Annotated in this window: 30 protein-coding genes and 1 pseudogene; 13 read left to right on the top strand and 18 right to left on the bottom strand. The window is 41.9% G+C overall.

Going from position 1 to position 26,815, the window contains the following annotated elements; genetic code table 11:
* Positions 1-116: 116 nt before the first annotated feature.
* A complete protein-coding gene (locus J7I96_RS28320) occupies positions 117-248 on the top strand; it encodes a hypothetical protein (protein ID WP_311315197.1) in 132 nt (43 codons plus the stop codon).
* A gap of 563 nt (positions 249-811) precedes the next feature.
* Here J7I96_RS28320 and J7I96_RS28570 read toward each other — a convergent pair.
* Positions 812-1,156 carry a Rossmann-fold NAD(P)-binding domain-containing protein gene (locus tag J7I96_RS28570; RefSeq protein WP_214773654.1) on the bottom strand — a complete coding sequence of 115 codons (345 nt, stop codon included), beginning with the start codon at positions 1,154-1,156 and terminating at the stop codon, positions 812-814.
* An 11-nt stretch (positions 1,157-1,167) separates the two neighbouring features.
* On the opposite strand from J7I96_RS28570, the pseudogene J7I96_RS01135 reads away from it, so the two are divergent.
* Positions 1,168-1,396 (top strand): annotated as a pseudogene (locus J7I96_RS01135) (3-hydroxyacyl-CoA dehydrogenase family protein); the annotation flags it as partial.
* A 150-nt stretch (positions 1,397-1,546) separates the two neighbouring features.
* On the opposite strand, the gene J7I96_RS01140 reads toward J7I96_RS01135, so the two are convergent.
* The 5 genes from J7I96_RS01140 to J7I96_RS01160 all read right to left on the bottom strand — a co-directional run bounded on the left by J7I96_RS01140 (position 1,547) and on the right by J7I96_RS01160 (position 5,685).
* The gene (locus J7I96_RS01140; RefSeq protein WP_214773655.1) at positions 1,547-2,071 is read right to left on the bottom strand and encodes a YehS family protein; all 525 of its coding nucleotides are present in this window, start codon (positions 2,069-2,071) and stop codon (positions 1,547-1,549) included.
* 117 nt (positions 2,072-2,188) lie between these two features.
* Positions 2,189-3,574 (bottom strand): 23S rRNA (uracil(1939)-C(5))-methyltransferase RlmD, encoded by a 1,386-nt coding sequence (gene rlmD, locus J7I96_RS01145; protein ID WP_214773656.1) that lies wholly within the window; start codon positions 3,572-3,574, stop codon positions 2,189-2,191.
* Positions 3,571-4,455 carry a DNA-3-methyladenine glycosylase family protein gene (locus tag J7I96_RS01150; RefSeq protein ID WP_214773657.1) on the bottom strand — a complete coding sequence of 295 codons (885 nt, stop codon included), beginning with the start codon at positions 4,453-4,455 and terminating at the stop codon, positions 3,571-3,573. Before J7I96_RS01150 ends, rlmD begins: the two co-directional genes overlap by 4 nt.
* A gap of 122 nt (positions 4,456-4,577) precedes the next feature.
* The gene (gene pdaA, locus J7I96_RS01155; RefSeq protein WP_396020033.1) at positions 4,578-5,363 is read right to left on the bottom strand and encodes a delta-lactam-biosynthetic de-N-acetylase; all 786 of its coding nucleotides are present in this window, start codon (positions 5,361-5,363) and stop codon (positions 4,578-4,580) included.
* A gap of 136 nt (positions 5,364-5,499) precedes the next feature.
* Entirely contained in the window at positions 5,500-5,685 is a 186-nt protein-coding gene (locus J7I96_RS01160; RefSeq protein WP_034306471.1) for a hypothetical protein, read from the bottom strand.
* 111 nt (positions 5,686-5,796) lie between these two features.
* Between J7I96_RS01160 and J7I96_RS01165 the strand changes: the two genes are divergently transcribed.
* Positions 5,797-5,934, top strand: a complete 138-nt coding sequence (locus J7I96_RS01165) for a hypothetical protein (protein WP_164468808.1) — start codon at positions 5,797-5,799, stop codon at positions 5,932-5,934.
* Between the two features lie 51 nt (positions 5,935-5,985).
* Here J7I96_RS01165 and J7I96_RS01170 read toward each other — a convergent pair whose 3' ends face one another.
* Positions 5,986-7,554: a fumarate hydratase gene (locus J7I96_RS01170; protein WP_034305659.1), complete on the bottom strand. Its 1,569-nt coding sequence runs from the start codon at positions 7,552-7,554 to the stop codon at positions 5,986-5,988.
* A gap of 292 nt (positions 7,555-7,846) precedes the next feature.
* Positions 7,847-8,032, bottom strand: coding sequence for an SE1561 family protein (locus J7I96_RS01175; protein ID WP_034305661.1), 186 nt, complete (start codon positions 8,030-8,032; stop codon positions 7,847-7,849).
* 150 nt (positions 8,033-8,182) lie between these two features.
* Between J7I96_RS01175 and yfkAB the strand changes: the two genes are divergently transcribed.
* On the top strand, positions 8,183-9,310 hold the full coding sequence (gene yfkAB, locus J7I96_RS01180; RefSeq protein WP_214923205.1) for a radical SAM/CxCxxxxC motif protein YfkAB: 1,128 nt from the start codon (positions 8,183-8,185) through the stop codon (positions 9,308-9,310).
* 33 nt (positions 9,311-9,343) lie between these two features.
* Here yfkAB and J7I96_RS01185 read toward each other — a convergent pair whose 3' ends face one another.
* A complete protein-coding gene (locus J7I96_RS01185) occupies positions 9,344-10,156 on the bottom strand; it encodes a YfkD famly protein (protein ID WP_034305665.1) in 813 nt (270 codons plus the stop codon).
* A 461-nt stretch (positions 10,157-10,617) separates the two neighbouring features.
* The gene (gene cax / locus J7I96_RS01190; protein ID WP_214773660.1) at positions 10,618-11,673 is read right to left on the bottom strand and encodes a calcium/proton exchanger; all 1,056 of its coding nucleotides are present in this window, start codon (positions 11,671-11,673) and stop codon (positions 10,618-10,620) included.
* A 190-nt stretch (positions 11,674-11,863) separates the two neighbouring features.
* Between cax and J7I96_RS01195 the strand changes: the two genes are divergently transcribed.
* Both J7I96_RS01195 and J7I96_RS01200 read left to right on the top strand, forming a co-directional pair.
* On the top strand, positions 11,864-13,030 hold the full coding sequence (locus J7I96_RS01195; RefSeq protein ID WP_214773661.1) for an MFS transporter: 1,167 nt from the start codon (positions 11,864-11,866) through the stop codon (positions 13,028-13,030).
* 332 nt (positions 13,031-13,362) lie between these two features.
* Positions 13,363-15,282, top strand: coding sequence for a heavy metal translocating P-type ATPase (locus J7I96_RS01200; protein ID WP_214773662.1), 1,920 nt, complete (start codon positions 13,363-13,365; stop codon positions 15,280-15,282).
* 230 nt (positions 15,283-15,512) lie between these two features.
* Here J7I96_RS01200 and J7I96_RS01205 read toward each other — a convergent pair whose 3' ends face one another.
* The gene (locus J7I96_RS01205; protein ID WP_214773663.1) at positions 15,513-16,352 is read right to left on the bottom strand and encodes a YihY/virulence factor BrkB family protein; all 840 of its coding nucleotides are present in this window, start codon (positions 16,350-16,352) and stop codon (positions 15,513-15,515) included.
* Positions 16,353-16,368: 16 nt separating this feature from the next.
* Positions 16,369-16,761: a YtxH domain-containing protein gene (locus J7I96_RS01210; RefSeq protein ID WP_214773664.1), complete on the bottom strand. Its 393-nt coding sequence runs from the start codon at positions 16,759-16,761 to the stop codon at positions 16,369-16,371.
* A 230-nt stretch (positions 16,762-16,991) separates the two neighbouring features.
* On the opposite strand from J7I96_RS01210, the gene J7I96_RS01215 reads away from it, so the two are divergent.
* The 4 genes from J7I96_RS01215 to J7I96_RS01230 all read left to right on the top strand — a co-directional run bounded on the left by J7I96_RS01215 (position 16,992) and on the right by J7I96_RS01230 (position 19,337).
* Positions 16,992-17,216, top strand: coding sequence for a DUF1128 domain-containing protein (locus J7I96_RS01215; protein WP_034305672.1), 225 nt, complete (start codon positions 16,992-16,994; stop codon positions 17,214-17,216).
* Positions 17,217-17,313: 97 nt separating this feature from the next.
* Positions 17,314-18,579, top strand: coding sequence for a molybdopterin molybdotransferase MoeA (locus J7I96_RS01220; protein WP_214773665.1), 1,266 nt, complete (start codon positions 17,314-17,316; stop codon positions 18,577-18,579).
* Entirely contained in the window at positions 18,567-19,082 is a 516-nt protein-coding gene (gene mobB, locus J7I96_RS01225) for a molybdopterin-guanine dinucleotide biosynthesis protein B (protein WP_214773666.1), read from the top strand. The genes J7I96_RS01220 and mobB overlap by 13 nt, the downstream gene beginning before the upstream one ends.
* Before the next feature lie 12 nt (positions 19,083-19,094).
* Positions 19,095-19,337: a DUF2164 domain-containing protein gene (locus tag J7I96_RS01230; RefSeq protein ID WP_034305676.1), complete on the top strand. Its 243-nt coding sequence runs from the start codon at positions 19,095-19,097 to the stop codon at positions 19,335-19,337.
* A gap of 40 nt (positions 19,338-19,377) precedes the next feature.
* Here J7I96_RS01230 and map read toward each other — a convergent pair whose 3' ends face one another.
* The 6 genes from map to J7I96_RS01260 all read right to left on the bottom strand — a co-directional run bounded on the left by map (position 19,378) and on the right by J7I96_RS01260 (position 24,152).
* A complete protein-coding gene (map, locus tag J7I96_RS01235; protein ID WP_034305678.1) occupies positions 19,378-20,124 on the bottom strand; it encodes a type I methionyl aminopeptidase in 747 nt (248 codons plus the stop codon).
* Positions 20,125-20,230: 106 nt separating this feature from the next.
* Complete coding sequence (locus tag J7I96_RS01240) at positions 20,231-20,746, bottom strand: type 1 glutamine amidotransferase domain-containing protein (RefSeq protein ID WP_214923201.1); 516 nt, start codon at positions 20,744-20,746, stop codon at positions 20,231-20,233.
* 127 nt (positions 20,747-20,873) lie between these two features.
* Positions 20,874-21,149: a late competence development ComFB family protein gene (locus J7I96_RS01245; RefSeq protein ID WP_251025403.1), complete on the bottom strand. Its 276-nt coding sequence runs from the start codon at positions 21,147-21,149 to the stop codon at positions 20,874-20,876.
* Between the two features lie 45 nt (positions 21,150-21,194).
* Complete coding sequence (gene motB, locus J7I96_RS01250; protein WP_214773805.1) at positions 21,195-21,950, bottom strand: flagellar motor protein MotB; 756 nt, start codon at positions 21,948-21,950, stop codon at positions 21,195-21,197.
* Positions 21,943-22,734 (bottom strand): flagellar motor stator protein MotA, encoded by a 792-nt coding sequence (motA, locus tag J7I96_RS01255; RefSeq protein WP_134784041.1) that lies wholly within the window; start codon positions 22,732-22,734, stop codon positions 21,943-21,945. The genes motB and motA overlap by 8 nt, the downstream gene beginning before the upstream one ends.
* A 320-nt stretch (positions 22,735-23,054) precedes the next feature.
* The gene (locus J7I96_RS01260; RefSeq protein WP_214923199.1) at positions 23,055-24,152 is read right to left on the bottom strand and encodes an AbrB family transcriptional regulator; all 1,098 of its coding nucleotides are present in this window, start codon (positions 24,150-24,152) and stop codon (positions 23,055-23,057) included.
* A gap of 275 nt (positions 24,153-24,427) precedes the next feature.
* Between J7I96_RS01260 and mreBH the strand changes: the two genes are divergently transcribed.
* The 3 genes from mreBH to J7I96_RS01275 all read left to right on the top strand — a co-directional run bounded on the left by mreBH (position 24,428) and on the right by J7I96_RS01275 (position 26,812).
* Positions 24,428-25,435, top strand: a complete 1,008-nt coding sequence (gene mreBH, locus J7I96_RS01265) for a rod-share determining protein MreBH (protein ID WP_214773669.1) — start codon at positions 24,428-24,430, stop codon at positions 25,433-25,435.
* A gap of 263 nt (positions 25,436-25,698) precedes the next feature.
* Positions 25,699-26,262 (top strand): tyrosine-type recombinase/integrase, encoded by a 564-nt coding sequence (locus J7I96_RS01270; RefSeq protein WP_214773670.1) that lies wholly within the window; start codon positions 25,699-25,701, stop codon positions 26,260-26,262.
* A gap of 52 nt (positions 26,263-26,314) precedes the next feature.
* Complete coding sequence (locus J7I96_RS01275; protein ID WP_063234692.1) at positions 26,315-26,812, top strand: cation:proton antiporter regulatory subunit; 498 nt, start codon at positions 26,315-26,317, stop codon at positions 26,810-26,812.
* Positions 26,813-26,815 lie beyond the last annotated feature (3 nt).

Consider the following 26,815-nt stretch of genomic DNA (forward strand, 5'->3'; position numbering starts at 1 on the left):
TGCGTTTAAATCAATGAAAATACGAAGAGAATTTCATCAATTTTCCAAGGCAACCGATGTTATATCTACTGGTTTTTTGGAGACCTTAACCATTAACCTAATTAAGGAGGGGTATAGTGAAAACGGAAGATGAAAAAACTTCAGAAGGCCTAAATGAGATTTTTGAAATTATCAATGCAAAAGGTGACATTGGGGAATTAAAAGAAATCGTCCAAAAACCTGATGAACAATCAAATGAAGACAAGTAAACCAAGGGGAATATCCTCTTTCAGTTTGTTGACAAAAGGAAGTTCAGAATGGTTCATTTCTAATCATGAATTGTTTTTGGGGCTTATTACCTCCCAGGCAATCGCTTTCCTCGGACGGTCTTTGCGCCTGAGGGGTCTCCCTTGGACATGCTTTTTTAAGCAGGAGTCCCGAACACCCGCTCCAATCAATTGGATTGTTTTTTAAAAGATAAAAACTGCAGGCAAACCCGAGTTCTTCCAATTTGTCCATAGTCAGCAAGGGGATTAATTATCCTCTTTTTTGTCTGTTTTACATTGTACTTATGTACGCTTAAGTCCATTACAACAATAAAAAATGAGCTGCTGATCAGCTCGGATATTGAATTGAATCTCATGTACAAAAAACAAAAAAGTCATGCAAATAAAAGGGATAAAGGGGCTAAGAATAAGGATTTTCCCTATTTCTCTTCCTTGTCCACAATCCATGCACAACTAACAAAATTACTCCTCTACTTCACTAATCCTATGACAATAATGCTCCATAAATCAGACTTCGATGTCCCACCGGTCCTTTTCGGTCTCCTTCATCTTTCCATTTTCTCGGGATGGATAGTACGGAATTCATAGTGGTCAACCGGATGATTTCGATCATCTTTTCTATCATACTTTTCGGATCGAATTGGTTTTTTAATCCCTTTTCTTGCTTTTTCATAGCCTCTGCTCTTGTAAAATTCTTTTCTCCACGTACCATTTCCATTTTTCCTCAGCTGCCCTGTCGTTAAAACCGGTATTGTAGGCACCCGGATTGATGGTCGCAACCTGCCCCCAAACTCCTCCAGATCAGCCTTTAAGGTTAATGCCATTCCCTCGATGGCATGTTTGGTTGCTGCATACGGACCGCCGTATGGTGTCGTTATGATCCCAGCCATTGAACTTAAGAACAGGAGCACCTCTTGGACCTTCGCCATTTTAGATGTGGTGGGAATCAATACCGCTTATAATATTTCACTTGCAAAAGCGAAAGCGACAGGTGATCCAGAAGTTGAAAAGCTGGCTAACTTATTGAAAACAGAGTATATCGTAAAGGGAAAATCGGAAGAGAAGCGGGAGAAGGCTTCTATAAATATCCCAACCCCAATTTCGCAAAACCAGACTTTTTAAGAGGCTAATGTTTGAGAAGGTGCCTTGAGGGTCCCTTGTGTTTTTTTACTATTTCGCACTTTCTATCCCTTCAATAACATCATAAAAAAAGACCATGAAATCGTAAAAAGTATTTTTCACGATTTCATGGTCTGATTCATAATGGACATGTTACAGTGTTATCCTCTATATCTCAAAGTTAATCCTTTTAAGAAATTCCTGGCGTATCGATCTCCGCACTCTTTATAATTCCTATGACCCACTTTTCTTAATATAGCGCTTAATTCACCTTTGGTTATCATGACTCCTGCTTCTTCCAAAATATCAATCATATCCTCACTGGTTAATGATAGTGCTATTTTTAGTTTCTTCAGAAGGATATTATTCACACTTTCCTTATGCTTTACAGCCGGTGCCTGACTTTGAGGCTGACCAGGTTTTGGCTCTTGTCTCCCTCTTTTAAAAATGATCAAACCATTTAAAAAGGACTCTAGCATCAAGTTATTGCAGTTTACCCCATCATCAGCTTCATCCATATCATATTCTTCATATTCTTCATAATAATCATCTTTTGGTTTTGTGAGCATCTGCATGACTTCTTCCATTGTCACTTCGATCTCCCCAAGTTTAAATATCTCAACCATATCTTTATTTTTAATATCCAGCGCATATCTTAATCGAATTAATATATCATGATTATGCATCCAAAACCCTCCTATGTATTTCTCGATTTTCACAGTACTTTCATTATTTCACAAATGGTTGGAAATAAACGCAGATTAAAATCCGAGAACCTTTTACAGATTCCCGGATCACTCTGCTTATTCTTTAATCAGCTTCAATGAGGTTACTACTTCCACATGGCTTGTTTGCGGGAACATGTCCACGGGCTGCATGGCCTCCACGCGATATGAAGAGCCCAGTTCTTGTAAGTCCTTCGCCAATGTGGACGGGTTGCATGATACGTACACTATGGTTTCCGGTTTAACTTTCAAGATTGTCTGCAGTAAGGATTGGTCACAGCCGGATCTTGGCGGGTCGACGACCAGTACGTCCGGTTTCCAGCCTTCTTTGGTCCAGCGTGGAAGGATATTCTCGGCTTTGCCTGTTTCATAGTATACATTGTTGCGTTTATGTTTTTTGGCATTTTTCTTGGCGTCCTCAATGGATTCTTTGATGACGTCCATTCCTCTGACTTCCTTGGCGTTTTCAGATAGCCATAGCCCAATGGTTCCAACACCGCAATAAGCGTCAACCACTTTTTCCGTGCCGGTTAAGGCTGCCGCTTTTTTCACTTCATCATATAAGCGGACAGTTTGAACCGGGTTAAGCTGGAAGAATGTACGGGCCGATAGTTCGTATGATAGGTCACCCAATGTTTCGTTGATGACTTTTTCGCCTGCCAGGTGAATCGTTTTTTCGCCAAAAATCAATGATGTATCCCGGTTGTTGATGTTTTGTACGACCGATTTCACTTCTGGCAATTGGTCACGAATTTGTTTTAGCAACTGATCTTTTTGTGGAATTTCCTCCGCTCCCGTAACAAGGACAACCTGCACTTCACCTGTTTCAAATCCTACCCGTGTAATGACAGTACGGATGACACCTTTTCTTTTTCTTTCATTATAAATCGAGATGTTCAGGTTCTTCAGTATCTTTTTCACTGTACGTGTCACCTTATTCGTTGCCTTATGCTGTACAAGGCAATTCGGGATATCGATCAGTGTATGGGAGTTCATGCCGTAAAGGCCAGCAATCAACTTGCCATCTTTTTGGCCGACTTGGTACTGACTTTTATTGCGATAATTCCAAGGATCTTCCATGCCGATCGTTTCTTTTACATTTAATGAAGAAACTGGGAACCCCGAATGACGTTCCATCGCTTGAATGACGATATCTCGTTTTTCAATAAGCTGCTGGTCATAGCTCAAATGCTGCAACTGACAACCGCCGCATTCAGCGTAAACCGGACATGGCGCTGCAATGCGATGCGGTGATTCTTTACGGATGGTTTTTATTTTCGCCTCGGTGAAGTTTGGCTGAACCTTTGTAACCAAAGCTACAATTTCCTCACCAGGTAATGCTCCAGGGACGAAGACGACTTTCTTTTTGAAATAACCGACTCCCTCTCCGTTAATTCCCAGCCGTTTAATCGTAAGGGGAAGGGTTTGATTCACTTCTAGTTTTGTATCTTGAATGTTTGTCATTTCTTTTCACTCCGTTTTTCAATGCTTCTCCACAAATAGAGGGAAGCGTAGCTTAGATATGGAGCCCATTTCACACTATAGGACTCCATTTCTTCTTGGGTTGGCTTTTGCGGTAAGCCATATAATATTTTCAAGGCATTTTGAATGCCAATGTCGGCTTTAGGAAATAGGTTCGGCCGGCCAAGTCCAAAAAGCAGGAAGTTTTCAGCCGTCCATCTACCGATACCGCGTATTTTTATTAGTGTATCCATAACCTCTTGATCGGATAGCTTTTCCATTATATCAAGGTTGAGATGGCCCTGAATGATTTGCTCGGAAAGTCCGATGACGTATTCCGCTTTCCGGCCACTGAATTGAATGGCTCTTAATTGCTCGATTTGTAGTTGGGCTATTGTTTCCGGTGTCGGATAAAACCAGGCGCCTTCCATCTGGAAGCCGAAGGTTTTGACGAATCGTTCCGTGAGCGTATGGGCAAAAGATAAGTTCAATTGCTGATGTATGATGCATTTCACGAGGCAACTGTAGTAATCGAAGTCCAAGACGATGGCAGTACCGCGGTGCTCTTCGAAGATTTCCCGCAAATCGGATTCCCGGAAGTGCCGGGAAACGCCTTCCAATGGCTGATGCCAATGAAAAACCTTTTTTAACCGTTCGATTGCTTTTGACTTGTACACCTCTGATTGACCTTTGATGATAAAAGATGGTTCATCGATATTTCCTATTGCCTGAACCTGCAAAACGATTGGTTCTTTTTCTATATATAGCGGAACTTTTACCGTCCTGTTAGTAAAATCAACTACCTGAAGTGGGTCTAACGATAATCGTTCGAGAACAAGATCGAAATTATAGGGTCCTTGAACCTGTAACTTTTCTGTCCACACAAGCGATCCATCCTTTAGCAGTTTTCCACGTATTATAGCATGTTTCCTGAAATATTACTTGAAATCGAGAAGAATGGATAAAAGCGGGACCTGAAATATCACGACAGGACCCGCTTCTCATTTTAATAAAGCATTCGGTTCGGCAACTGTTTCTCAATCATTAATTCATCAAGGCTACCAAAAGTGTACCCCTGTTTTTCAAGATCCGTCAGAATCGAGTCCAATGCTTCCGCATTATCCTTCGATACGGTATGCAATAATAAAATCGCGCCGGGATGAATCTGCTTAAGCACTTCATCATGTGCAAAAGCGGCACCCTTTTGTTGATCTACAATCCAGTCCCTATATGCCAGTGACCAGAAGATGTGGTAATACCCTTCCTTTTTTGCGACCCTCATTGTTCTCTCATTAAATACGCCACGAGGCGGCCTTAAATAGTTCATTCCCTTTTGCCCTGTTAATTTTTCCGTTGCTTCTTTTACCCGCTCAAGCTCGGTGCGGATCACATCGTCCGTCACGCTGGTCATATCCGGATGGTTCCATGAATGGTTTCCTACGATATGCCCCTCATTGGCCATACGGACAACAAGCTCAGGTGCTGTTTTTAAGTAATGACCCGTGACAAAAAAAGCTCCAGGAGCACCATGTTTCTTCAGAACATCTAAAATCTGGGCCGTATAGCCATTTTCATAACCGTTATCAAAGGTTAAATAAACGACTTTTTTCTTTGTATCCCCCTTATAAATCGCTTCATATTCAGGCAGCATATCATTGAATTTTTTTCCGGCATCGGCAGGTGTACCATTTTTACCTTTATTGAATCCCCAATTATAGGATTCTGCAAAAGCTGGACTGGCCAAAGAGCATATCAAGCATATAAAAGCGGATAAGATCATCATTTTTTTCATTGAAACATCCCCCATGTCTTTTTTCTTATTGTTTGGAACATGGAGATTTATATGCATGATATTGTGAAGGTCGAATTCCTTCCGCAAAACAAAAAAAAGGCCCTTCCTCCGAAAAGGCTAGGCCTCCATGTTCTGTTTATCCTTTAAATAACGCTTGTGCCGCCTTCCAAATAATGGCGATAGCGAAAATGAGAACGATTACAATTCCGACTACGTCAAGGAATGTTTCAAGACCGGAGAAAATCGTGTTTGCCACAGGAAGTTGGATGAAAGCAAAACCGGTTATCATGGCGAAAAAGAATAAGATGTAGTTATTCTGCATGAAAATCCCTCCTTTCTCTTCTAATGTATGTGCGACCATTCCAAAAGATTGTACTTTTTTGAGGTAATTTTCGCCTTTTTTTTCATATACATGTACCAAGGGGGGAATGTAATGCTGGAATGGGTTATCACTCTTGGCTTTGTTGGTTGTCTTGGTTTAAGTGGTGGAGTGTTTGTTCATTTTGTGAAAAGCGGATTGAATTTAGAGGATTCATCAAGGATCGATCCACTGCCGGAAATCAAAGAGTAAGATATGCAAAAGACGCTCAACCTTTTGGTGAGCGTCTTTTGCGCCAAACATTTATTTAAATACCGGTTCTTTGAATTGTGCCAATTTTTCCAATGAAGATTGCTGGACGTCTTTATGCAGGCTGTTACCATGTGAATCCATGGTAACTACTGCAGTGAATCCTTCAACATTCAGATGCCACATTGCTTCTGGAATACCAAATTCAGTGAAGTTCACACCTTCGACGGATTTGATGCAGTCTGCATAATATTGAGCAGCCCCGCCGATTGCATTTAGATAAACGCCGCCGTGTTCACTTAATGCTTCTAGTGTTTTTGGTCCCATTCCGCCTTTACCGATAACTGCACGGATGCCGAATCGCTTCATGATATCGCCTTGGTATGGTTCTTCACGAATACTTGTTGTTGGTCCGGCGGCCTTCACATGCCATTTGCCCTCTTCATCCTTCAGCATAACCGGTCCACAGTGATAGATGATTTGTCCATCCAGGTCGATTGGTGCAGGATTTTCAGATAAGTGCTTGTGGATGGCGTCACGGCCTGTATACATTCTGCCGTTAATATGAACTACGTCACCCACTTTTAATTCACGGATTTGTTCTTCCGTGATTGGTGCTTGCAGGGTGATTTCACGAGAAGCTTCAACGTCCGATTCTGCAGCGGCTGCCACTTCATCCTTCGCTGCTTTTTCTGCTTCCAGAGCAAAGTCGATTTTCTCGCCTTCTTGATACAACCACTCATTGATTTCGCCTGTTTCAGGATTGACTTTCACTCCTAAACGGCGGAACGCCCAGCAGTTGTAAGCAACGGATACGAAAAAGCTTGCCGGAATACGGTGCATGACACCGATTTTACATCCAAGCAGTGTAGTTTCGCCGCCAAAGCCCATTGTGCCGATGCCCAATTCATTAGCAGTCTTCATGATGTAATCTTCAAGTTGACGAAGATCTTCATTCGGATTAACATCTTCATTACTGCGGAAAAGTTGAGCCTTAGCCAGATCATATCCGGATGAACGGTCCCCTCCGATACCCACGCCGATGAAGCCTGCACTGCAGCCTTGTCCTTGTGCTTGGTAGACAGAGTGAAGGATACATTTACGGATTCCGTCCAAATCACGGCCCGCTTTTCCCAATCCTTCAAGTTCCATTGGCAGACTGTATTGGATGTTTTTATTTTCACAGCCGCCGCCTTTTAAGATGAGACGAACATCAATATAGTCTTTTTCCCATTGATCGAATTTAATGACAGGAAGACCTTCCCCAAGGTTATCCCCGCTATTTTCACCCGATAAAGAATCAACTGCGTTTGGACGAAGTTTTCCGCCTTTTGTCGCTAAAATGATGGCATTTCGAATTGCTTTTTTTATTTCAAGTTGGTTCACGCCAACTGGAGTTTTTATTTTGAAAGTCGGCAGACCAGTATCCTGGCAAATCGGTGATACATTGTCGTCAGCCATTGTAATATTATTCGTGATGGTGGTCAGGCTCAATGCAGAACGAGTACCTGCATTTTCACGTTGTTTTGCACTTTTGACCGCACGACGAACATCCTTTGGAAGATTCGTTGAAGTTTCAACGATAAGACTGTACATACTTTCTTGGAATTTTTGAATATCCAAATTTCTCTTCCCCCTCTTATTTCCCCTAGATTAGATTTAATCATTTCCCTGCTTCTCTATAAATAGTGAATGATTCACACCCGTTTTATTATACATCTAACATAATCTTTCGAAAACAAGTAATTATTTTTCTTAATGAACAGCAATTTAGAGAGAAATGAGTAAAGCGCCAGAAATAGCCCATATGTTAAATTTCATCACCAAACATTTCCATCAAAAAAGGGATGACGAAGTTTCTCGTCATCCCTTCCTGAATATTAACATTTAAAAAATCATACTATCGAAACAGATATTAGTCTTCGCGGGTTTTGAATTGTTCCACTTTGCCTTCCAAATCATCTATCATGCCGATTAAACGGTCTATATCTTCCAACTCCGTATTTTCCGGTTCGATATGATCAAGAACCTCCATGAACATCGTGAGGCGTTCCTTTAAGTATGTTAATTGTTCGTTTTTACCTGTAATGGATTTTCCCATGAGGCACTCTCCTTCCGTTCTTCTTTCATCGTAACGAAATCTGCTTGAAAGTGCAATGGCAAGCTATAAATGCAGCTCTCCGCCATTTGACAATTTTTGTCCCCATTGTTCATAATGGGTTAGTGCATTATTACGTAAGGAGTTTTAAATATGTCAATAATCAAGCAAGATCTTTTAACACCAATTACACCCAAGTATGATCCTTGGGAAGCATATATGGACGTTGAACAATATGGAAAACTCAGCCTTACCAATGTGGAATTCACCACCACCACCCTTTGCAATATGAGATGTGAGCATTGTGCCGTCGGTTACACACTCCAGCCCAAGGACCCGGATGCACTGCCTCTGGAATTACTGATCCAGCGCCTTGATGAGATCCCTTTGCTTCGCTCGCTCAGCATTACTGGCGGGGAACCGATGCTTTCAAGAAAACAAGTGAAGAATTATGTTTTGCCTCTATTGAAATATGCCCGTAGTCGCGGGGTCCGGACACAAATCAATTCCAATTTGACCCTTGACTTGGAACGGTATGAGGAAATCATTCCTTATTTGGATGTTCTCCACATTTCCCATAATTGGGGAACGATCGATGAATTCATTGATATCGGCTTTGCCATGATGGATCGAAAACCATCCCGGGAACAGCGAAAGAAATTATTTGATAAAATGATCGAAAATTCCCGTGCCCTGACAAAGGCTGGTGTACTGGTATCTGCGGAAACGATGCTTAATAAACGGACATTGCCTCATCTTGAGCATATTCACAGGCAGATTGTCGATGAAATGGGATGTCAAAGACATGAAATTCATCCGATGTATCCAAGCGATTTCGCTTCGGCACTTGAAACTTTATCACTGGACAAAATGCGTGAAGCGATTCATCATTTGCTTGATATCCGAGATGAAAATGTTTGGATGCTTTTCGGTACCCTGCCATTTTATCCTTGCAATAACAGTTTAGAGGATATTAAGCTGCTTCAACGCCTTTATGGTTCGCATAAAGTGACTGTGCGAAATGATCCTGATGGACGATCACGGTTGAACATCAATATTTTTACCGGGGAAGTGATCGTGACCGATTTCGGGGACGCGCCTGCATTAGGGAATATCAAAGATCAGCCTTTGACCGAATCCTATGAAACCTGGATGAATTCGAAACTGGCCAATGAATTGAATTGCCACTGCCCGGCAGTCAAATGTCTAGGCCCGAATGTACTCGTCAAAAATGCATACTACCCGAAAGAGGACTTCAGGATCAGGAAGTCAACAATATGAAGAAAAACTCGCCAATCCGGCGAGTTTTTCAATTTACCTGGGTTGCTGTGAGACTGTAAAACTGAAGGAAACATGGTCCTGAACCGGTATCCATGCACCGATGCCTTGCGAAGTGATGTTCTTTATCGTAATGGTTCTTTTATTTCCTTTTAGGTTCAAATACACTTCGCCATATGTGACCTTGCCTTTTTCATTTACGGCGGAAGCAAAACTGGATAAGTAACCAATCCTATTTGACGCAACATTGTATACTTGATCTTTTTTCGTACCAGCTCCAATGATCGTTTCAAAAGCCAAAGGCAAATTCGTTTTCTCGGTGGCCTTTAACAGCATCATCTTTTGAACATCCTCAGCCTTTGGAATTTTCGCCGTCAGACCGCCACTCACTGCCTTCTGACTTTCCTGGACATAACGGATCTTATATGGAACTTCACCGCCGCGATTATCATAATAATTCGTATTGATTTTTTGGTATTCCCAGTTTGGTGCTGTTTCCGAAGACTCATAATTCAAGGCCCAATGACCAAGGTAAATGGTCGCCCTGTATCCAAAAGCAAGCGGGGCCTTTGCAATTGCGGATTCATTCAACATTTGGATGAGTTCTGGATTTTCAATCTTGATATCCGACGATTCGATCAATTGTTCGGCAAGATTACTTGGCTGCAGCATCGGAAGATCCTGGGTCGGGTTCGGATACGTATTCTCCTTTGCAATATTCAATACGGAAGGAGGGATATTCACCTTATTCGGATTTGCTTTGACTTCTGGTATATCTGCTGCAAAACTTACATTCGCCTGTATGAAGGCAATTAGGGCAATCATCGTAATAAGAATAGTTCTTCTCATGCTGTCGCACTCCTTTTGAGGGGTTCAATCATTTGTTTATAGATTTTGTTTTTAGCCCACATTCTATACATTTCATTAAGATTTCAACTTTGTAATGAATTTGTAAAGTTCAGAATATTTACTTTTCTTTTTAAATCGGTTATACTTAATTTACATTACAAAAAGGAGGCGAAATCGTTCATACCTATTAAACCTTCAGGAGGTATGCTTATCGAACAATCCATGACACCCTTTTAAAGGATGACAGAAAACGAATTCGCCAATACTTAAATCTGATGTAAAAGGATGGTGTGACACTCTAGAATATTTTCTCAACTTTTACAAAAGCATGATGAAAAATTTTGGAATAACTTATGAATGGTAATTTACTAATATAGAAATGACTCTGCTAAATCTAACCTGAGCAGAGTCATTTCTATTTTATTAAAAGAAAGACCTCCCACATCGGAAGGCCTGCATTCTTATAATAAATAAAATCCAATTCCCATAATGAAGTAAGCGGCCAATAAGGTAAGTCCTTCAAACCAGTTCGTTTCCCCGTCATTGGAAATCATGATCACCAGAAAGACTGCTGAAACCATTGATATCAGTTCTGGCATTGTGAAAACAAGCGGCATACGGGTTGGATACATTAACGAAATCAATACGAGTACAGGAGCGACGAACATCGCTACTTGTAGCGTGGAACCGACGGCTATCTCCACTGCGACATCCATTTTGTTTTTATAGGCCATTATGACGGCGGAAGCATGCTCTGCCGCGTTACCGACGATCGCAACGATAATGACACCGATAAATAACTCCGACCATCCGAAGGCTTCCCCCACCTCGCTAAACGTATGGACAAGCTTTTCCGATACGTACGCAACGGCCAATGTAGCGGCAGCAAGTATTATAATTGCCTTTTTCCTGCTCCACTCCGGTACTTCCTCTTCATGTTCCTCGTGTTTCTCCGTATGCTGATATACCCCGCGGTGAGTAACCAATTTAAAGAATAATGCAGCAAGATATAATAAGATCAATATAATGGAAATTCCTACACTTAACGACATCGTGCTTGATTCACCCATGTTTTGTGTGAATATTTCCGGTATGACGAAGGCTACAATAACCGCAAAAATCAATAGACCGGCATTATGTCTCGCATCGAATACATTAAACTTCTGCCGTTTGTATTTAGTCCCTCCGACAAAGAATGAAAGGCCTGCCACCAACAATAAGTTCCCTAATACGGAACCAGTCAAAGAAGCCAACACGACCCCCACAAGCCCCGCCTTTAATGAAAAGATGGATATGATCAATTCCACCGCATTCCCAAAGGTTGCATTCAAAAGACCGCCAATCCTTGGTCCCATGACGATCGCTAAGCTTTCAGTCGCCCGGCCCATGAAGCCTGCAAGCGCGACGATTGTTAAGCAATATACGATGAACATGATCACACTCGGCCAATGCAATAATGACCCGATGACTGATATAGGGACGCCCAGCAGGACAAGTCCCAAAAATATTTTATTCACGATACTTCTCCTCACAATCTATAGTTCTTTTTATGTAACAAAAACTATCATACAAAATCTTCGGGCGATGACAAAGGAAAATTTATCATCTTCTCTCTTCTTGTCAATATTTACCCAAATTTCTATTGCTTAATCCTCTTCCTAAGATGTAACATCAAGAAGGTATACATTTCTTAGGAGACATGATTTTATGAATAACAAATTGCTTTTTAGCGTTTTAATCTTAATTGTCGGCATATCGGGGTTTTCTCAAGGGATGCTTCTGCCGATCATTGCCATCATTTTTGAAAATGACGGAATTAGCTCATCACTGAACGGGTTTCATGCAGCCTCGCTTTATATTGGAATTCTGTTGATTTCTCCTTTTATGGAAGCACCCCTCCGTAAATACGGCTATAAGCCATTGATAGTATTTGGCGGGATAACGGTCATTCTATCGCTTGCCTTATTTCCTGTTTGGAAATCATTCTGGTTTTGGTTTGTCCTTCGTTTCTTCATTGGAATCGGCGATCATACACTTCACTTTGCTACCCAGACCTGGATCACTGCCATTTCACCTAAAACGAAGCGCGGAAGGAATCTTGCCATTTATGGACTTTTCTTCAGTCTCGGCTTCATGGTAGGCCCGCTGATGACAAAGTTTCTCGAGATTAATCAGTCTTTGCCTTTCATCATCACATCCATACTTAGCCTTCTCGCTTGGTCTGCTGTTTTCCTTATTAGAAATGAACTTCCTGAACAGGATGATTCCGAGAGCACCTCATTCCTGGGCACGCTCCAAAGGTTTACGAAAGTGAGCCGCATAGCTTGGGTCGCATTTTTGCTTCCGTTCACATTTGGCGTGCTTGAGTCATCATTGAATAGCAATTTTCCTGTATTCGCCCTGCGCTCCGGAATCGATATAACGGCAGTTTCCATCATCATTCCGGCATTTTCCGCGGGGACACTGCTTACCCAGATTCCCTTGGGGATGATAAGTGACCGTTTTGGACGGCGAAAGACCTTGCTGACGATTCTTGTTTCAGGGTTTGCCATATTCACGCTAGCAGGGATATATTCCTATTCAGTGCTTGGTCTATTCATCTGCTTTATGTTTGGCGGAATGATGGTTGGTTCGACTTTCTCGCTGGGAATCAGTTATATGGCAGATCTTTTGCCTAGAAACCTATTACCTGCAGGAAATTTACTATGCAGTATTTTCTTTAGTCTCGGCAGCATCGGCGGTCCATTTTTTGGCGGCCTGGTCATTGAACATATCCAAGGCGGGAATTTTTTCTACATGATCAGCATCATGCTTTTCCTTGTCTTCATTTCATTGGCCTTGTTTAAGGAGAAAATGCCTGCTTCAGTTATGTAATATAGTTTATTATCTTGACTACTTCTTTTATTATTCAATTTGAACGTTATTTATCAAGAGTGCCTGTATATTAGTGATTCGATACTTTATATTTTTTACTAGATTAGAATCATTCTTCTTTATTTTTGAATAGGATATGTGGTAATATAATATTAACAAAAGGGACATCACCTTTATAAACCTTTAAAAACATTGCTGTCATCGCAATCACGGTGGCAGCTTTCATATTTTATCCAGAGAAATGACGTTGATTATCTTTCTCAATTAGATACGAATCAAATGATAATCTATATCATTTACACAAAATAGAGAAGAATGTGGGAGGGAATCTTATGACTACAGATACTAAACATTTAACCCAACCGGCTACATGCAAAAACACTTGGTTGGAAAAAGCAAAACCTCATTTAGAACTTATTGCCGCATTATTCAGCGGTTTATTAATAGTTTTGGGCTGGGCCCTTTCTAAGAACGGAATGGAGTCCGCTTCCATCGTCATATACTTAGCCTCTTTCCTGATTGGCGGATATGCCAAGGCAAAAGAAGGCATAGAAGATACGATTGCCGACCGGGAGTTGAATGTTGAGATGCTGATGATTTTTGCGGCCATCGGTTCTGCTGTCATCGGATACTGGACGGAAGGTGCCATATTGATTTTCATCTTCGCTTTAAGCGGCGCCCTTGAGACATACACGATGAATAAGAGCCATAAAGAAATTTCGGCACTTATGGACTTGCAGCCTGAAGAAGCACTGCGCATCACTAACGGATATGAAGAAACCGTGTCCGTTTCCCAGTTGCATGTCGGGGATCTGATTTTAGTGAAACCAGGAGAGAGAGTTCCTTCAGATGGAAAAATCACGGACGGACGTACCAATATCGATGAAGCCGCCATTACTGGCGAATCCATACCAGTCAGTAAATCATTGGATGATGAAGTTTTCGCTGGAACGGTTAATCTCCGTGGTACAATTACCGTGGAAATCACCAAACCGGCAAGTGAAACATTATTTCAAAAAATAATCACTCTCGTTCAATCCGCCCAAAGTGAAAAGTCCCCTTCCCAGCTGTTCATTGAACGGTTTGAAGGGACTTATGTAAAAGTGGTATTGACGGTTGTCGGTTTGATGATGTTCGTACCCCATTTCCTATTGGAGTGGAGCTGGACCGAAACATTCTACAGAGCGATGATCCTGCTCGTTGTCGCTTCTCCTTGCGCCCTTGTGGCCTCTATCATGCCAGCTACACTTTCAGCCATTTCAAATGGTGCTCGTCATGGCATTTTGTTTAAAGGCGGCATCCATCTTGAGAATCTAGGTAACCTGCAGGCAATTGCTTTAGATAAGACCGGTACATTGACAAAAGGAAAACCAGAGGTAACGGATGTCATTATCCGCGAAGATTTAAACGAAGTAGATTTCTTATTTCACATTGCATCTGTTGAAAATTATTCGAACCACCCTTTGGCAACATCCATCGTTCGTTATGCCAAAACGAAATTGCAAAAAGATATCATTAAACCTGATAACATGGAAGATATCTCAGGTAATGGGGTTCAAGCATACATCAATGGCGTGCTTTGGCAAGTCGGAAAAGCTGATTTCGTCGGTCGCAGTGAAGCAGAACGATTCCAAAATGGCATTGCGCTGACATTGGCTGAACAAGGTAAGACAATCGTGTATGCTAAAGATGATCACGGAATTGCCGGTATACTCACTTTGAAAGATGTCCTGCGTGATGAAACCGTTACAGCCATCGAAGCTTTGAGGAATGAGGGCATCCATACCGTCATGCTGACAGGCGATGGTGAAAAAACGGCTAAAGCGATTGCCTCGGAGAGCCATATTGATGCATATATTGCCGAATGCCTGCCAGAAACGAAAGTGACTGAAGTGAAAAAGCTAAAAGAACATTTTGGCACTGTAGCGATGGTTGGGGATGGCATCAATGATGCACCTGCTCTGGCAACAGCGTCTGTCGGAATTGCAATGGGTGAAGGAACGGATGTTGCCTTGGAAACAGCGGATGTCGTTCTGATGAAGAATGACCTGCCGCGCATCGCGGAAGCAGTCAAATTATCCAAGAAGATGAATCGGATCATCAAACAAAACGTCATCTTTTCCATTTCGGTCATCATGATCCTGATAGCATCCAATTTCCTTCAATTCCTGGACCTCCCATATGGCGTCATTGGCCATGAAGGAAGCACAATCCTCGTTATATTGAACAGCTTAAGACTTTTGAGAAACTAAACCATGAAAAAGGGAGCCATCCAAGGCTCCCTTTTTTATGTTGATTTAGTGATATCCGTTCTTACCGTTTGCAGAACCTGATGTTTTATGGTTCGAACCTTTATTTTTTCCTTTTTGTTTTGTGCCGCCATCCTTTTTACTCATGAAAGAACTCCTCCTCTTTAAAAGTTGTCATTTCTCGAATAGTATCCGCAGCATGATAGTCCGCTATTACGGAAACTCCAGGAATCTCATGCACATTCTGGCTTTTTCCTTTCACTAATGAGCGCATTTATTTCCCCGCCCAGTATGATGATGAGCCCCGATAAATAAAACCAGACCATTAATACGATTATCCCTCCAAGACTTCCATATGTTGCGGAATAATTAGCGAATTTCTCCACATAAAATGAAAACAAAAAAGAAGCGAGGCTCCATCCTGCCGTTGCAAAGATTGCACCAGGCAGTACGGTTATGCACTTCAGCTTAATGTTGGGCGCAATCCAATAAAGGATGGTGAACACAATTAAAAACACAAGCGTACTGACCACCCAGCGAAGTTGGTTCCAAATCGTAAGAAACTCATCGGATTGTCCAATTTCGGCAAATAGGAACAATCCGATCTGTTTTCCGAATACCGGCAGCAATAAAACGACAATAAAAACAAAAATCATCGCTAAAGTGAGAAGAATCGACATTCCCCGGGAAATAAAGAAAGTTCGACTTTCTTTTACACCATATGCATGGTTAAATGCTTTAATGATTGCATTCATCCCATTCGATGCCGACCATATCGTTCCGATGACACCAAACGATAATAAAGTCCCATTCGCTTCCATCACTTCCGATAGATTAGCTTCAATGATTTTCATCGAATCGTCCGGTGCATATGTACGGACGGTATTTAATATATCTTCTTGTGAAAATGGCAGATAGGCCAATAAAGTGAATAAAAAAATAAGTAACGGAAACAGGGATAGTAGGAAGAAATAAGACAGCTGTGCAGCAAGCCCCGACACATCATCGACCTGTAACCGTTTTACCAAAGTCTTGAAGAATGAGCCTTTCAGCCATTCTTTTTTATTGGCCATACCTCCACCCCATTTTTTAATTTAAGGAAATTCGTTCGTTGTCTCTTGAAGACGGCTCTTCTTCCTCTGCAGTAAAAACTTCCTTCGTCTCCATCACCACTTGGGCAACTTGTGATGGAATATCTTTCATTTCCTCAACCTTTTGGGAAATGAAGGATACATCTTCGGAAATTTTTTCAACAGTGGAACGGACCTTGGATGATGTTTCACGTACTTGTGTAAGCACCCCATTGGGATTCTTCACGAATTCCTTCATATTACTCATGCAGCTTTTGCTGTTTTCCAATACAGAATAACGCGTTTGCTTGTCAAAAAGGCTTATTGCCGCCCCAGCTAACGCCCCAATAAAAACAGCTTGCATAAACTTACTTTTCTTGGCACAATTATATTCTTCTCGAATGTTGCTCATATATTCTCCTCCTCGTCATATATTAGTTGATGGATAATGGTAGCTCTCTCCATTATACAATGTTTAAAAAAGTTTTTTCCTATCTTTTCCCAAACTCTCTCACTTTAAAACGTGAAGATCACCAAGATTATCGGGGTTAAGCTTCATATACCACCCGAATATTCATTGACTTCCAGCGGTAATCATGCCAAGATGAAAATAATTTAGGAACGTATGAAAGGATGAAGGAAATGGATTTAACGCAAAACACAGCCGAAAGTGTCGAGTTTATGATTGAGGCAATCAAGGATAAATTAAAAGTGATGAACTTCGGTGCAATCAAATCAACTCATTTTGATATCGAAATGTACGAAGAACTGCACGATATTTATACAATGGTGATGAAAAAAACGAATTTCAGTGTCCGTGAAATGGAAGCGATCGCTGAAGAACTTGGAAGACTTCGTAATAAGTAACATTCAAATCCTCCCATACCGGTGAGGATTTTTTTCATTTTCAAAAAAATTCTGCTACATTTGATATAGAAATTGAAAACGGACAGGAGTTGTAAGCATGGTAGAAAGAAGAACGCCCATCAGCATCGCAGAAGCAGTGGAAAAAGTGATGAAGCATAAATTAACAGGACATGTGGAACTGATTCCCCTCGAGGACAGCCAAGACCGTTTTTTGGCTCAGGATATTGTAGCTACAAATGATGTTCCGCATTTTAACCGTTCCCCATATGATGGATTCGCCCTCAGGTCCAAGGATACTTCTGAAGGTTCCATAAATAACCCACTCGAGTTCGAAGTGGTGGAAGAGTTGGCTGCGGGTATGGTATCGACTATCCCCGTTCAAAAAAATCAAGTGGCAAGAATCATGACTGGAGCCCAGATGCCAGCTGAGTGTGATGCCGTAATCATGCTTGAACTTACTAAGGAATTTGAAAAGGACGGAAAGGAGTACATATCATTTAAACGCTCACTTAAGGAAGGCGAAAACGTTTCTTTTCAAGGCGAGGATGCAAAGAAAGGCGATGTTCTTGTAAAAAAAGGAACAGCGATCAATCCAGGGATCATCGGCTTGCTGGCAACATTCGGCTATGCCGAAGTGCCAGTTGCCAAGAAGCCTGTCGTCGGATTATTCGCTACGGGATCGGAACTGCTTGATGTTCATGAACCGTTGCAGCCTGGGAAAATCCGCAACAGCAACTCACATGCCATCTCCGCCCAAATTCGGAGGGCCGGGGGGGAAGTCCGTTTTTATGGAAAGCTCAAGGACGAATTCGAATTAAGCTACGAGGCCATTTCAACTGCATTGGAGGAAGTGGATCTGCTCATTACAACAGGAGGAGTTTCTGTCGGTGATTTTGACCTTCTCCCGGATATTTATCAAAAGCTTGGCGCCGATGTCTTATTCAACAAAGTGGCCATGCGCCCCGGCAGCGTGACGACCGTAGCGGTATATAATGACAAGTTTTTATTCGGTTTATCCGGAAATCCATCCGCCAGTTATGTCGGCTTTGAACTATTTGCAAGACCGATCATCCGAACCATGCTGTTCTCGGGATATCCTCATTTAAGAAAAGAGACGGCCCGATTGGCAGAGGACTTCTTAAAACCCAATCCATTCTCACGTCTGCTTCGCACCCGATTATTTTACGAATCCGGCCAGTTGAAGGTAATTCCAAGCGGTGTGGATAAATCCAATATTACAACAAGCTTGGCAGGTGCCAATTCACTGACCGTCTTACCTGGGGGGACACGTGGTTTCCAAACGGGAGACTTCGTGGACATCCTGCTCCTCGATGACCAGGAAGGTTCCAAATGGCCTTGGTGAAGCCCTTTATTTTTCAGGTGGTTGGCTACCAAAATAGAGGAAAAACGACCTTCATAACGAATTTAATCAAAAAGCTTCGCGAAGCAAAATTAGAGACAGCCGTTTTAAAACATCATGGACATGGCGGAAAACCAGATGTTACAGGCACGAAGGATTCCAATAAACACTTTCTTGCCGGGGCGGCCGCTTCACTTGTTGAAGGCGATGGAACAATCGAGCTGCTCGGCAATTTCAGGGGGAGCGCCCCTATCACGGAGCTGATTCAATTACTGTGTCTATTTCTCCCTGATGTGATTTTAATTGAAGGGTATAAGCAAGAGGATTTTCCCAAGGTCATTTTAATCAAGGAAGAATGTGACCTCCTGTTATTGGAACGGCTTACCAATGTCAAGGCAGCGGTGGCTTGGCCCGAATGTCTTGAACGAGCCAGGAATCATGCTTCAGTACCTGTCTTCCCTTTGGATTCGGATCAATTCATTACTTGGTTTTTAGAACAAATATGAAGGAGTGGGACAATGTTCATTCAATTCCCGATAGAAAAGCGCCGTAAAATGATCGAAAGCATCCAAGAATATGTTTATCAGGAACACGGGAAGGAAATCGGTGAAATTGCTGCTGAAAATCACTTGCAGTTCATTTTCGAAAATATCGCTCCCTTTATTTACAATGAAGGGATCAAAGATGCTAAAAAAGTCATGGAGGACAGGTTAGGAAATATCGAAGAAGATTTGTATTCATTGGAACGCCCCATTGATTAAAATGAAAAACAGCATCATAATCGATGCTGTTTTTTAATGTTCATTGTTCAGTTAGAATGAGCGGACCGTTTTTCGTTATGGCAATCGTATGCTCATATTGAGCCGAGTATTTCCCATCTGCAGTGGATGCCGTCCATCCATTCGGATTCCGGCTTGCTTTATATGTACCTACGTTTACCATTGGCTCGATGGTGAATACCATGCCTTCCTTAAGGCGCGGACCTTTATTCGGCAGTCCATAATGCGGAACCTGAGGCTCTTCATGAATGACATTCCCTATCCCGTGTCCGATGAAATCACGAACGACAGAGAAGCCTTCCGCTTCGACATATGTTTGTATGGCATGACCTATATCTCCAATCCGATTGCCTTCCACACATACTTCAATCGCCTTATATAAAGATTCCTTCGTCACATTCACTAAATGTTCGGTTTCCTTTGAAACCTTACCGACCGTATATGTCCAAGCAGAGTCAGCAAGGGCCCCATTATAATTGACGACCATATCAATCGTTACGATATCTCCGTTTTTCAAAGGGGTCTTACGAGGGAAACCATGACAGATTTCTTCATTTATGCTGGCACATGTCGCATACTCATACCCTTTGTAACCCTTTTGTTCCGGCTTCGCACCATGTTTTTTTAAGAATCCTTCAACAAATTCTTCTATTTCCCATGTTGTCACACCAGGAACAATCAACTTTGCAATCTCCCTATGACAAGCTGCCAAAATTTTACCCGACTCATGCATCGCTTGAATTTCACGTGCAGATTTTAATACGATCAATCGTGACACTTCCTTTTTTATTCGTCTCTCCTTTTATTTTACTGCAAAGATTGAAGTATATGAATCCTTTAATATGAAAAATCCCGGCAGCCGCCGGGATTTTTCTTTATTTCAATAGATTGAGCGATTCCCGGTTAAATGCCGGTAGATCTTCAGGAGTCCTGCTGGTTACAAGCTGGTTGCCGCATACCACAACCTCTTTGTCCAAATATGTGGCACCTGCATACTCCATATCGACTTTAATGGATGTATACCCTGTTGCGTGGCGTCCTTCAAGTGTTTTGGCCGTAATCAGCAACTGCGGTCCATGACAGATCGCAAATACAGGTTTTTTATCATCCATGAACGATTTTGCGAAAGATACGAAGCGTTCGTCAGCACGCAATTGATCAGGCGAGAACCCACCGGTGATGAATAACGCATCGAAACTTTCAGGTTTCACCGAGTCGATGCTTTCATCAATCTCGACTTCCACCTCCCCTTGTTTCCCTTTAACCGTTTTCCCTTTTATCATTTCAATTGTCGTTACCTTATGGCCGGCTTCTTCAAATGCTTTTGCCGGTTCACTATACTCCGAGTCCTCAAACATATTCGTTACTACACATGCGATTTTTTTACCCATAATCATTCATCTCCTCAATTTTTGATTGAATGAACCTACTTTGCACTTTATTTATGTTCCCTCTGGCACTATAAATAAAACACATAATTAGTAGTTGTCCCTTTGTTTATGAGTAAAATACCGCGAATCAATGTTTAGGATATTCGCCAACAACGTGTATCGCATTGATGATTCTTTTATTGATCCATTTCCTGTTTTCTTCTGTATTCAAATTTCCAAATATCCTATTCCGCCCTACTTCCGTGGTTACATAGTAATTAGGCAGGTTATTCAATGATAATGTGATGATGTCATTTTTACATTTCCTGCACGAACAAAATGTTTGGTATTCTATACCTGACATTAAAACCTGCACCCATGTCACAACGATTTCTTCCATCACATTTGTATATTCTCTTTCCATATATTCTCCTTCAAAAAGAAAAACCCGTCCATTCCTGACAGGTTTTCACTTATTTATCGCTGTCCGTGGAACAATTAGGATTTCAACTCTCCGGTTTTTCGCCCTTCCTTTTTTCGTTTCATTGGAAGCAACCGGCTTGAATTCCCCATGTCCTTTAGCACTGAACATTTCGGGATCCAAATCCTTATTTTCGAGGAGAAGTTTCATAAAATTCACGGATCGCATCACACTCAGGTCCCAGTTGGATTCATACGTGGAATTTTTAATAGGAATATTATCGGTATGTCCGCTTACGATGATGTTTCTGGGTAAGTCCATGACCAGTAACTCCGAGATTTCTTTAGCGATTTTACGGTTTTCACTTCTCACCTCGGCCACACCCGATTCGAACAGCACGTTTTCCCTAATTGAAATCACCATGCCTTCATCCGTAAGGTTCGTTCCCAATTTATCCGTTAAATCATTTTTTTCGATATAGGCATTTACGCGCTCCTGAACTTCAGTAAGTTCTTCCTGCTCGTTTTTCCCTAGCTTCTCAAGATCTTCTGCACCTGTTCTTTGTTCTGGTGACGTCGGCTCATTGCTTGGGGAATCACTTGGAAAATCCATAAAACCCGTTCCGCTTGTAAAAACCTGGTTAAATACATTGGACAACTGCTGGAACCTTACTGCATCAACCGAACTTGAAGCGAACAAGACGATAAAAAGCGCAAGAAGCAATGTTAAGATATCGGCATAGGGAACCAGCCATGATTCATCGATATGCTCTTCATGCCTTTGTTTCTTTTTGCGCCTAGCCATCATCTCTCACATCGCCTTCCAACCACTTTTTACGATCTCCAGCTGGCAAATATGAGGTTAATTTCTGTTCGATCGTTCTCGGCGCCTCCCCTTCGATGATCGATAAAATCCCTTCAATCATCATTTCTTTGATTCTGACTTCCTGCTGAGATTTCCGTTTGAGCTTATTGGCAAATGGATGCCATAACACATACCCCGTGTAAATCCCCATCAAGGTCGCGACGAACGCTGCAGATATGGCATGTCCCAATGCCTCCGTGTCAGCCATATTACCCAATGCAGCAATCAGCCCGATTACGGCACCCAATACGCCAAGCGTCGGTGCGTATGTACCGGCTTGACTGAAAATCGCCGCCGCACTTAAATGACGTTCTTCCATCGCGTCTATTTCCTCTGCTAAAATATCACGAATATAGTCGGCACTCTGACCTTCGACTGCAAGGTTCAAGCCATTTTTCAAAAAGGCATTATCCACCTGATCCGAAATGCTTTCTAAGGCCAATAAGCCTTCCTTCCTGGCAATGACCGCCCATTCCGAAAAGGTTTTTATTAAATCTTCCGGCTTTGTCAATTTTTGTTCAAAGAATAAAATCTTGAATATTTTTGGTAGTCTTTTTAATTCCGACAAAGGGAAAGCCGTTACGACAGCAGCTATCGTCCCTACAATGATGATCAAAATAGCCGCCGGATTAATCAGCGCCGTTACACTAACACCTTTCAACACCATTCCGACTAAGATGGCCACAATACCAAGAACTACGCCCAAAACTGATGTTATATCCATAATACTCACCCATTCATTTAAAGTCTCGTCTCCTCGTTATATCGGATGAAGTTCAAAAAAAGTGAGGATTATTTTACTATTCAATTTCAATTTTCATTAAATCATCACAAAATCTACCAACCTTATTGCCTGCATGAGCTTATCAGCACAAATATTCTTTCAAGAATGGAACCTCAAGCATGTTCCGTACATGATCTTCTCATAACATCTGGAATATGCGCGTTTATTCGTGAGTTTCACGCTTTACTCGTAAATTCCGCATATCGCCTGACATTTTTTTCTCACTCTTCAGTTTTTCCGAAAGAAAAGGACAAAGCCTGTCAGCTTTGTCCCTGCTCTTGTTTCCCGTGGTTTCTTCCGGCCAGCCATTTTATGATGGGGGACAGAAAAAATAAAATGAATAAGATCCTGAATAAATGAAAGCTTGTGACAACGGATAAATCCACATGCACAGACATGGCTGTGACTGCCATTTCGGCGACCCCGCCTGGCGCCATGCTCAAAAAAAGTTCATTCGCCTGTAAAGATAGGGCCGGGGCAAACTGAATGGAAAGATAATAGCAAAATCCAATCAATAGGACATTACTGACGAATACGGCTCCGAACATCTTTCTGAAAAGTCGGGGATTATCTATCTTCAGTGTGTAGCCTAAATGTGCGCCGATCAATAATTGCGACAGGTTCAACCAAAAGTCAGGAATCTGCGGGGCACCTGGGCCTGCTAAATTGAATAGTGCTGCGGCCATGAGAGGTCCTAACAAAAAAGGCAGCGGAAAATTGGCTTTCTTTGTAATGAAAATGAACACTAGCAAGGTTAACAACATCATGATGGCTAATTTCCCATCATATTCAAATAAGAAAAACGGCCGCTCCGTTACGGCCATTACCGCACCTGCTTCAACTGACATTACATGAGTCACAATCCAAGGGACAATGGAAATCACCAGGATGACCCGCAGTGTTTGCATGAAACCTACAACCGTTTCATCACTATCCTTCATTTCCTCACTTAGGACCACCATCTGGGAAAGACCTCCCGGGAAACTGCCGAGCATGGATGTGCCCAAGGATAAGTTCATTCGTTTTCCGATAAACCAGCCAGTCAACACTGTAAATGAAATGATTGCGATTGTCGTAAAAAGCATGACAGGCAGATATTCAATCATCTCATTTAACGATTGTTTCGTGAATGAACTGCCCAATTGTAAACCTAGAATGATTAATCCAGTACTTCTAAAGGTTTTAGACCAATATAAGTACTTCCTTAACTTCACTTTCGCAATCATCACGACGAATAATGGTCCTAGCATCCATGGCAGGTATATGCCAAGGCTATCAAACGCATAACCACCCAGGAATGCTAGAAAAGCTGTAAAAATGATTCTAAAACTCTTACTCTCGATTAAATCTGCACTCACAAAATTACCTTCTTTATCTAAGCGGTTTTTCATCTATATCTTAACATAAAATAAGTTGGTTCAAAGCTGTATCCACGCTTGTTTTCGACTGAAGCGAGGAGCGCAGCAGTGATACCTTCTTCAGTGCACTTTTTTATATTTAATCATGTTTTCGCTCCATGAAAAGAAACAGCATGGCACTTCCACCATTTACTAGATTTCCCACCCCCACAAACTCGCAATAAAAGGTAGAATAATATATATAGGGGGTCAAACTCTTATGGAGGGGTGACTAGATGTTATCAAATACAGAAATAGGCATTGACTTAGGAACTGCAAATACGCTAGTTTACAGTAAAAATAAAGGTATCGTATTTAATGAGCCATCTGTGGTGGCCATTGATATAGAGACTAATAAAGTATTGGCAGTCGGTGTTGATGCAAAAAACATGATCGGGAAAACACCTGGAAATATCGTGGCAATCCGTCCGCTTAAGGATGGCGTCATTGCGGATTTTGATGTGACCGCGCAAATGCTTAAGGAAATCATGAAAAAAGCAAGCAAGGCCCTAGGTTTATCGATTCGCAAACCTAGTGTAGTGGTCTGTACACCATCAGGTTCCACTTCAGTTGAGAGAAGGGCCATTCAGGATGCAGTCAAAAGCTGCGGAGCGAAACAGGTCCACCTTATCGAGGAACCGGTAGCGGCAGCAATAGGTGCGGGCCTGCCTGTCGAAGAGCCCGTTGCCAATGTCATCGTTGATATCGGCGGCGGAACGACTGAAGTCGCAATCATTTCATATGGCGGCGTCGTTTCCTGCAATTCAATCAGAATTGGCGGAGATCAATTGGATGAAGATATCAGCCAATATGTCAGGAAAAAACATAATGTGCTGATTGGGGAAAGAACAGCTGAGGAAATAAAAAAAGAAATCGGCTACGCACTCGTTGAACATTCTGTGATAACCATGGAAGTCAGGGGCCGCGATCTTGTAACCGGGCTACCAAAACCGATTACAATATCATCCACTGACGTCCAGGAAGCCATCCAGGAATCGCTTCTTCATATACTGGAAGCAATAAGGGCCACTTTGGAAGACTGTCCTCCTGAATTGAGCGGGGATATCGTCGATCAAGGAGTCATCTTATCCGGCGGGGGTGCACTTCTCAACGGGGTACAGGAATGGCTGACGAATGAAATCGTCGTCCCTGTCCAACTTGCAGATAACCCGCTTGAATCAGTTGCCATCGGAACCGGGCTTTCACTTGAGGTCATTCACAAATTACAAAAAGCCGTGTACTAAAAAGATTATGAAACCCCAACTTGGGGTTTCTTTTTTTTATCCTTCCCGACTGATTTCCACCATGATGCAAACAGCAACCTCCACATTAAATAACTTCCCTGAAATATTTTACCTCGTTTGAGAAGAGAATAAGGAAAAGGTTTTTTCGTTCGAAAGCAAGCATTACTGATTGGAAAGGCATCATGTGCAGAACTAATTGCATGTAATGTTACATAACTTGTGTTATAATGTAATTATGTTACATTGGTAAGAGGAGAAGATCTATGGAATATGTAGAAGCCTTTAAGGATATCAATCAAATCAGCAAAATAAAAACATACCTACGCGCTCACTCCAGTCGAGATTATTTATTGTTTGTACTCGGCATCAATACAGGTATGAAGATAAATGAAATGCTCGAAATCACCATCGCCAGCGTTCTGGATGAAACGGGCAAAATCAAGGAGTTCTATGAGCAACGGACGGAAAGTGACGAAGTAAACCAAATTTATTTGAACCTGAAAGTCCGTACAGCCTTACAAGAATACCTTAAAGGCTCAAAGGTTATCGAAGGTCAGTTTTTATTTCTTTCCCCTAAGACAAAAAAGCCGATTACACGTCAACAGGCGCACCGAATCATCCATGATGCTGTCGAAGGTGCAGGGCTAACAGGCAAATTCGGAGCAAGTTCGATGCGTAAAACTTTTGGATACCATGCCTATAAACAAGGAGTGTCACTGGCTTTGATTCAGAAGCATTACCATCATTCCAGTCCATCGGAGACATTAAAATATATCGGTATATCCAAGGAGAAGAAATTCAAGACGAATATTGACGTTAACTTATAAACATTCTGCTATCTTCTATTAACTCTAACCAACATTTTAAGGAGGAATTCCAGTGAAAATTAGAGAAAGTGAACTTCCTGGTATTGGCCAAAAATTTGAAATCATAACGAGAAATGATGAAAAGTTAGTAATCGTCATTCACGATGATGGCCGTCGGGAATTATACCATTTTGATAATGAACATGAGGACGTCATATCGAGCATCACCCTTAATGATCAGGAATCCCGGCAAATGGCTTCCATCATAGGGGGCATGGTCTATAAACCACAAGCACTTGAAACAATTGAAATGTCATTGGGTGACTTGGTGATCGAATGGTTCAAAGTCGAACCCGGTTCAAAGGCCATCAATCAAACGATCGGTTCGATTGATATCAGGAGCAATTATAACGTCACCGTCATCGCCCATTCTAAAAAAGGCAAAAAACAACTGAATAATCCTGGTCCTGACTCCATCATCGAAACAGGCGACACCCTTGTGATATCCGGTGAAAGAAAAGATATTCGTAACCTGATAAGAGAATTATTGACCGACGAAAGGAGTGACTAAGCT

This window comes from Bacillus sp. ISL-78, assembly GCF_018613455.1.
Taxonomy (GTDB): domain Bacteria; phylum Bacillota; class Bacilli; order Bacillales; family DSM-1321; genus Peribacillus; species Peribacillus frigoritolerans.